We start from the raw sequence: 7,601 nt of genomic DNA on the forward strand, positions 1-7,601 counted from the left end.
CACCAAAACGAAATCGGATTCGCTGAACCAAGGAGATATCTTGACCGAACTACTCGAAGGTGTGAGACCGCAACGCTCTCAGACGGTGGAGAGCAACGATCTCACCGACGGTGTTGTGCTGTACGACAGCTCCAGCGAGGTTGCCCATCACCTCAACCCGGTCGCGACGTTGGTGTGGGAACTGTGTGACGGCCGGACCGTCAGCGAAATTGTCCAGGCCGTGGCAGAAGTGCTCGAGATCCCTGACGACGAGGCGAAGTCGGTAGTCAACGAGACGTACGGACGGCTGAGCACCTCTCGTCTGCTGGTGTGAGAATTCCGTGACAGGCAACCACGTACCACAATTCCGGGCGCACTACCTTTGGGTTGACGCGATTGTGCGCGGTTTCCGCATACCCGAGGTCGGTGTCGTCGAGCATCGGATTGCCAGCCCGTGGCCTGCGGACAACAACGTCGAAGTTCGGATTCAGCGGAATCGAGCGACATTCGGTCGCTGGGACGTCACCATCGAATCGACCATCGGCGGCAGCCATGAAACGCTGATCGGTCTGGACGGTCTCCAGCTCGCGGAGAGCGTGTACCGCACGGTGCACCGGGATGTCATGACGGCCGCGCACGCCCGACAGTGGACACGCCTGCACGCCGCTCTGGTCGACTGCAACGGTGTGAGAGTGGCGATCGCCGGGCATTCAGGGGCGGGCAAGACCACCTTGGCGCTCGCCCTTGCCATGCGGGGTGCACAACTGCGTGCTGACGAAGGCGTCTTCATTCGTGGTACCGAAGCTGTGGGCTTACCGCGGCGGGTTCACCTCAAAGCCGGTACGTTCGACGTCCTCCCGGAGATCAAAGCGCACGATTCGCTGTATCTTCCGTACGCCCCGCCGGTGTGGGCGTTGGACCCGTCGACCTTGCCTGCTGAACGAAACGTCAGCTCGGCGGTTCGCGGAATCGACCTGGTGCTGATCCTCGATGGATGGGACGAGGGGCCGACTCGACTCGCTCCGATGCCCGTACCCCAAGCGATACAGTCGCTGGCCGAGCAATCCGCCCTGTGGTCCGACAATCACGGAGTGACCCTGAGAAACATCGCTGCTCTACTCTCGAATGCCCCGTGCTACAGACTGATTCGACATCACGGCGATACCGGCGCCGACACGGTGGAGGAACTGGTGGCGTCATGCGTGACACCCGGTACCTGATTTCCATGTTGAAACCCGAGTGTGGGGCCGACGTCATCCGCTTGTGTTCGCAGCAGGATTGGCCCAGAGTCATCGACGCCGCTGTAAGGCACAAGGTATTGCCGCTGCTCGCCTCCCGAGCGGTCGAGGCCGGCTTCGCATCGGTCCTACCTGCGAGCTTCGCGGAAATGCTGTCGGAATCCTCGGCCACCGCATCGAGTCCGGAATTGACGCTGAGCCTTGTCCATCACCGAAACACCATAAGGATCTCGGACCTCGACGCGCAACGAGTGGAACTGCAAGAGCTGTTACACAGCAACGGATTTCCGACGGTTGCACTGAAGGGTGCCGCCCTTCTCGAGCGAAGAATCTGGCCGAACCCGGCAGCTCGACGGATGACGGACATCGACCTTTTGGTCGTCGACCCTGCACATGCCGTTCCGGCCAACGACGCGATCCTCGATTTCGGCTACCGAATGGTCCGCCCCGACGAAGTGGACTCCGCCTCCATCGATCACGACGATCACCAGGAACCGGCACTCCTTCGCGACGACCGTCATGGCTCCGTCGAAATCCATTCGCACTTACTTCCGAGGTTCGCCCGTCACGCGCTGACCCGGGAGGCCGCGGTCCGAGGAATCAGCTCGGAGGCGGAAGGATCCCGCCTTGCGATGGCCGACGTGACGCTGCACGTCATCGCTCACGCGCGGCTTGCCGATCGGGCCTTGATTCGAGCCGATTTGTCGTTGAACAGTGTCTTCGACGTGGGGTACCTGCTCACTTCCGAGCCGGAACTCGCTGTGACGCTCTCCAGACGCCAGTTGCCACGCGATGTCCGTCGGGCGGTGAACGTCCACTGGGCGGCGGTGGAATCGATCTTCGGCGTCAGCACCGGAGTGACGACCGTCTCGGCGCGTTGGTGGTGGCGATGGACGCTGTGGTTGGCGGATCGCCCACGTCTGCACTCGCTTTACCGCGATCTGGTCATGGTGCCGCTCTTTCTCGACCGTGATCGGCTATCCATCCGGGACGGGCGCGACCTACGTGGATGGGACTTGGCCCGCTCACGCGTGTCCCACTTCGTCCGTCGTGCGAGGACTGCCGTCGAAGATGCCGGGGGAGCGGCGTGAAAGTACTGATCACGGGCGGAGCGGGATTCATCGGTAGCACCGTCGCGTCGAAGTGCGTCGACGCCGGGATCGATGTCGTGATTCTCGACAACCTGCTGACCGGCCGCGCCGAATTTGCGCACAGATTCCCGTTCTACCGCGGCGACATCGCGGACGAGAAACTGCTCGACAAGGTATTCGCAGATCATTCCGATATCGATGCGACAGTTCACTGTGCGGCCTTGATCGTGGTCGGAGATTCCGTGAGTAGCCCGGCGCGGTACTACGAGAACAACGTATCCAAGTCGCTGACGCTGGTATCGAGTGTCCTTCGGAACGGGTGTGAGCGCTTCTTGTTCAGTTCCTCTGCGGCGGTGTATGCGCCGAGCGACGGTGGGTGTGTCGATGAACATTGGGGGATCGCACCGCAGAGTCCCTATGCGCACAGCAAGGCTCAGTTCGAAACGATGCTCGACGACATTGCGGCGGCCACTAAATTATCGGCGATATCTCTACGCTACTTCAATCCGGTCGGGGCAGATCCGGAGCTGCGAAGTGGTACACCATCGGCACGCCCGACCCACGCACTCGGAAAGCTGTTCGAATCATATTCGACAGGAACGCCTTTCAGGGTTACGGGAACGGATTGGCCGACGCGCGACGGATCCGGAGTGCGTGATTACGTTCATGTCTGGGACCTTGCAGACGCTCATGTTCGAGCGCTGGAAAGGTTCGACCGGGTCACCGCTGAATCATCACGCATGACTGTGGTCAATCTGGGCAGCGGGCGGGGGACGACGGTGTGGGAGCTGGTACACACATTCGAGAACGTGCGCGGTGAAGATATCGACGTGGTCGCTGCCGGCCGACGCGCCGGTGACACTGCCGGCGCTTACGCGACGAACGATCGTGCGTTGCGACTACTCGGGTGGGTTCCGACATTCACCCTAGAACAGGGGATCGAGGACACCGCGCGGTGGCTGGCAGTGCGCCCGCACCTGCTCAACTCGGTGTAGCCGAACGTCAGCCCGACGGGTCGTCGTCAACGGTGATGTTGTTGCTACGTAGCCAGAAGGTGGCGTCCGGATCCCACCCGGCGAGCACGGTGGCACCCGAGTTGGCCGACAACGGGATCGCGATGCCTGGCGTGGTCAGATAAGCCATCATGGTCAGGTGGACGGCGTCGTAATCCGCGGACACCGAAAGCCAGTCCGGAATGAACCAGTCACGGTATTCACCGGTCGTGTCGTACCACACGGAGCGACGTGAAGCGGGCACAGGCAGGGGATAGGTATCGACCAGATTCGCCCAGTCCTGCGGACCGGTGATCTCGTAGATCCGGGGCGCGCCGTAGATCCTTACCGGCTGCACCCGCGCCTCGTTCGAGGAGCTGTCTTCTTCGAGAAGCACCCCGAGCGCCCCGATACCGTCGCGGGCCCTGGTTGTTTCGGTTGTGCCGTTGGCAAACGGGATAGACCACTATTCGCCTCCGATGTGACGGTCCGGATCTTCGATCTGGTATTCCAGAAACTGACGTTCGTTGTCGAGTGCCTCAGCACGCCACTGTTCGAGGCCGTCCTCTGCACGGTAAATCCGCAAGGGAAGGTCCGACCAGCCGTAAATAGGGTTTCGCTTTTCAACCAGATTCTGGTTCAGACGGTCGACCGGCTCGGTCCACCAGGCAGTGTGTGGCGAGTCGAGTAGTGCTTCGGCAATCGGTCGCAATGCCGCGATCACCTCAGGGCGGACGAAGATCAGATCTTCTTCGTCCGGCGGCTCCCAGTAGCGTGCAAAATCTACGGCATACGCAAGACAGTGCAGAATCTCGAGTTCGGACATTTCTGCTGGCATGCGTAACCGACGTTCGCACAGAAGCGACGGCCACGTGGTGAACCGAGGACGAGTGCAACGGAATCCATGTGGGTAAAGCTAGCGACAAGCTGACGGGGGACGTTCGAATATCCTTTACTTGACATAATGTAGATTATCGGCAAATTCTCGACCTGGCGATATCCGGCTCACGCCTGGTTCGTGCAACCTTCCTTGTTTCCGCCCACCTATGTCTGTCTGCCGGTACATTTGCCGGCTTTCCTGCGTTTCCGTCCTAGATCTGCGACCGGCTTGCACGACTCGACCATTGCGACTCCGCGATCGCCGGCTGAATTGGTACCGATCACCGCCTGGCCTCGCCGGCGACTGCGGCTACGCCGCGCGACCTGGACGTCAGGAACGACCAATAAGTGCTCTGATGTGGATTGATGCCGATAAACACGTCTCACCGACTTCCGGCTACCCCACCTCAATTCGTCACTGTGACGTATTATGGTCGACAGGCTGGAGGCGAGTTCAGTTCCCTTGTCATCGCCACGGACTACTATCGCCGCATGTGTTGTATTCGACCGGCCGCTTCTCATGGTCAGTGGCCGCGATGAGCGACACACCCAAGGTCGTGCATCGCTGGCTCGCAGTGCCAGACCAGTTTGACCGATTCACGCGATTCTTGCGCGACAACGGAATTTTGATGCCGACTCGGATAGGCATCGGCGTATTGGTTTTCCTCCTGGGTATCACGATTCTGCTGAAGCGACTGGGCACTCATTCGGTACAGACCATCGGATTTCCGTTGGACGTCGTCGTCGCAGTGCTTGTGATGATCGGCGGAATTGCCCTGCCTGTCGTAGCGACCACCCGTGAAAGGTCGTATTTCTTCGTCGTTGCCGGGGACTTCGCCGTTGCGGTGATCGTGCTGGCTGAGGCGAATCCGGATCAGAGATTGCTCGGATGTCTCGTCTTCGGGCTCGTCGGCTCGTACATAGCCTTCTTTCACAATCTTCGAACTCAGCTGTGGCACCTGCTGTTTTCCGGGGCGGTCATCGTTGTTGCCAGCATCGGCGTGTTCACCGATGTACCTTCTGGCCTTCCAGACGTCCTGGGGCGCATTGCCTTTGCCATTCCTGTCATCACTGTCATACCGGTGGTCACGCAGATTGCTCTGGCGCTCCTGAGCAACGACGCTCAAAGCTCAGAACTCGATCCGTTGACGGACCTGCTGAATCGGCGCGGACTCGCACGGCGGACTTCCGAACTACTGCAAGCGAAATCCAGCCTCGACCAGTCTTTGCTGGTGGTAGTGATCGACATCGACAATTTCAAACACTTCAACGACACCTACGGTCACGACGTCGGCGACCGAGTCATACTGCGCACGGCCTATCGACTACACGACTGGGCCAGATCGGACGCGGCGATAGCGCGCATCGGCGGTGACGAGTTCGTCGTCGTTCAGATGATGCCGTTGCCGTACGTCGGCGATCTACTGGCCCGGATCGCGCCCATCATGAACTCCCCTACAGGCGAACCAATCTCGACGACCAGCATCGGCATAGCCATCCACAACGGCGCCTGGCCGGACGTACAAGCAGCAGAAAGTGGCGTTCACGATCTACATCGCCTCGCCGATTCGGCGATGTACGAAAGCAAGAGAATGGGTGGAAATCACGTCCACTCCATCGTTCTCACCGATCAACTGCTACAACAGCCACAACAGTCAGGCGGTCGTTCAGTCCTCTGAATCGTCGATCAGATGCATCGCGGCTTCCTCTGCCGACGCTGCGCCGCCGTCGATTCCGACGTCGCCGGCAATGAGTTCACTTTCCTCGTCCTCGTATCTGCCCTCGTCTTCGGCAACGAGACGCCCGACCCGACGGTTACCCACTTCGTCACCGTTCGGGAATTCTTCTTCCCGTTCGAATTCGTCGGCATCGGCGGGATCCTTCAAAGGATCTCCGAGCGACGCGTACGGATCGGGTTCTTCTTCGGCCAGGCGCTCGTCGAGGGTCTCCCCCGCTGATTCCTCGCTGCCGGTCAACCCGTGGGCATCAAGTCCCAGTGGGCGTTCCGGTGGTGAGATTCCCTCGTCGAGAATGTCGTCGACGCCTCGATCGATCAGAGTGTCTTCAGGTTGAAGCTGGTCGTCGGGATCGAGACTGTAATCGCCATTGCCGGCCGCGCCGGTGTCATCCGTGTCGCTCATACGATCAACGATGCCACGGGCACACCGAGTTGGCCATGTGCCGCGCCTGCTCGATACGTCACTCCGGAGACATTCAGCACGAACGCGGGGCCGGCACTCCGTCGAATCGGTCCTGTAGGTACTCGAATGCGGTGGGCAGACCGAGGACCGCAGTGGTGAGGTGGTCCGGGCTGGGGAACAGTTGGGATTGAATCGTGGCTCCGGCGGCGCAGTACCGCGAAATCGTGTTGACCACCGAATCGATGGGGATCAGAACGTCGTCGGGCGTGTGCCATTCGAACACCGGGGCAGTCGGCACACCGGGATAGAGTTCGACGCTGTTGTCGTCCATCACCTTTCGCACTTCAGGGCTGGACAGCAAGGATGTCGACGTCGACACCTGAGAGGCACTGCGCCCGGCACCGACCCTGAGGATGTCGTTGGTGCACGCGTTGGTGAGTTCGGCCCGCATCGACCGTCCGAGGTCGTTGAGTTGGTTGCTCAGCGGCAGTAGGTCGGGATACTCGCGTTCGAGGCCCATGGCTGCGGCGAAGGCGAGGCCGAATGCCGGGTGCGGATCCTGTCCGAGGCCGTTTGCCATCTTGGACAGATTCATCGGGACGCCGCCCTCGGCTACACCGACAAGGTTGACCTCGGGTGCGTAGCTCGGGGCCAGTGCGGCCGCCCACGCGGTGGCCATGCCGCCGCCGGAGTAGCCGGCAATACCGACAGGGCTGGCGCCACTACGCAATTCGGGGACTTTCTGAACGGCGCGGATACCGTCGAGCGTGATCTGTCCGCCCAGGCGCGCGGCGCCGTACGCACTGTTGGGTCCGAGATGGTCGGGAAGGGCAATAGTCCATCCACGTTGCAGCGCGACGTTGAGGATGGGCGCTTCACGGATGACGATGTTGGGATCCGATGCGTAAAGCGCGCGAGATGGCGCACATCCCGTACCGAGTGCATTGACGATGTGCTGATACGAGAGCAACGGGCCGTCTTGTGCTTGATTCGGCGGGACCAGGATCGTGCTGACCGCGGCAATAGGCTTGTTCTCGGAGTTCGTGGACCTGTAACTGACCTGCCAGATCGCGACGCCGGGAAAGGTCATCAGGTCAGGGGCCCGGCGCACGGAGATCGGCGTGCCGGCGGTCCCCTCGGCCGCTGCTTGCGAATAGAACGGGTCCGGGTCCGGTGCCGGATATGCGGGATCGGCCTGTGCAGTCCCCCCGGAGAGCAGTGCGGCAGTCAGTGCAGCGGCAGTCAGCATCGATCCGGTAAACACGCGTGTGGTTCGCAGTT

At 61.0% G+C, this 7,601-nt stretch carries 9 protein-coding genes; 5 read left to right on the forward strand and 4 right to left on the reverse strand.

The window, feature by feature from the left end; translation table 11 throughout:
• Positions 1 to 40: 40 nt before the first annotated feature.
• The 4 genes from BH682_RS14675 to galE are packed head-to-tail and all read left to right on the forward strand — an operon-like array spanning position 41 to position 3,303.
• Entirely contained in the window at positions 41 to 313 is a 273-nt protein-coding gene (locus BH682_RS14675; RefSeq protein ID WP_042919772.1) for a PqqD family protein, read from the forward strand.
• Positions 314 to 320: 7 nt separating this feature from the next.
• Positions 321 to 1,199: a hypothetical protein gene (locus tag BH682_RS14680; RefSeq protein ID WP_223304527.1), complete on the forward strand. Its 879-nt coding sequence runs from the start codon at positions 321 to 323 to the stop codon at positions 1,197 to 1,199.
• Positions 1,178 to 2,308 carry a nucleotidyltransferase family protein gene (locus tag BH682_RS14685; protein ID WP_075833188.1) on the forward strand — a complete coding sequence of 377 codons (1,131 nt, stop codon included), beginning with the start codon at positions 1,178 to 1,180 and terminating at the stop codon, positions 2,306 to 2,308. The genes BH682_RS14680 and BH682_RS14685 overlap by 22 nt, the downstream gene beginning before the upstream one ends.
• Positions 2,305 to 3,303 (forward strand): UDP-glucose 4-epimerase GalE, encoded by a 999-nt coding sequence (gene galE / locus BH682_RS14690; RefSeq protein ID WP_075833190.1) that lies wholly within the window; start codon positions 2,305 to 2,307, stop codon positions 3,301 to 3,303. The genes BH682_RS14685 and galE overlap by 4 nt, the downstream gene beginning before the upstream one ends.
• Before the next feature lie 7 nt (positions 3,304 to 3,310).
• On the opposite strand, the gene BH682_RS36700 is transcribed toward galE, so the two are convergent.
• Both BH682_RS36700 and BH682_RS36705 read right to left on the reverse strand, forming a co-directional pair.
• Positions 3,311 to 3,697 (reverse strand): hypothetical protein, encoded by a 387-nt coding sequence (locus tag BH682_RS36700; RefSeq protein ID WP_223304528.1) that lies wholly within the window; start codon positions 3,695 to 3,697, stop codon positions 3,311 to 3,313.
• 69 nt (positions 3,698 to 3,766) lie between these two features.
• On the reverse strand, positions 3,767 to 4,138 hold the full coding sequence (locus tag BH682_RS36705) for a hypothetical protein (RefSeq protein WP_223304529.1): 372 nt from the start codon (positions 4,136 to 4,138) through the stop codon (positions 3,767 to 3,769).
• 670 nt (positions 4,139 to 4,808) lie between these two features.
• Between BH682_RS36705 and BH682_RS14700 the strand changes: the two genes are divergently transcribed.
• Entirely contained in the window at positions 4,809 to 5,858 is a 1,050-nt protein-coding gene (locus tag BH682_RS14700; RefSeq protein WP_223304530.1) for a GGDEF domain-containing protein, read from the forward strand.
• On the opposite strand, the gene BH682_RS14705 is transcribed toward BH682_RS14700, so the two are convergent.
• Positions 5,847 to 6,320 (reverse strand): DUF5709 domain-containing protein, encoded by a 474-nt coding sequence (locus BH682_RS14705; RefSeq protein WP_003945009.1) that lies wholly within the window; start codon positions 6,318 to 6,320, stop codon positions 5,847 to 5,849. The genes BH682_RS14700 and BH682_RS14705 overlap by 12 nt on opposite strands.
• 73 nt (positions 6,321 to 6,393) lie before the next feature.
• Positions 6,394 to 7,569, reverse strand: a complete 1,176-nt coding sequence (locus tag BH682_RS14710; RefSeq protein ID WP_054827626.1) for a lipase family protein — start codon at positions 7,567 to 7,569, stop codon at positions 6,394 to 6,396.
• Between the last annotated feature and the right edge of the window lie 32 nt (positions 7,570 to 7,601).

This window comes from Rhodococcus sp. YL-1 (assembly GCF_001942025.1).
In the GTDB taxonomy this organism is placed as follows: domain Bacteria; phylum Actinomycetota; class Actinomycetes; order Mycobacteriales; family Mycobacteriaceae; genus Rhodococcus_F; species Rhodococcus_F qingshengii.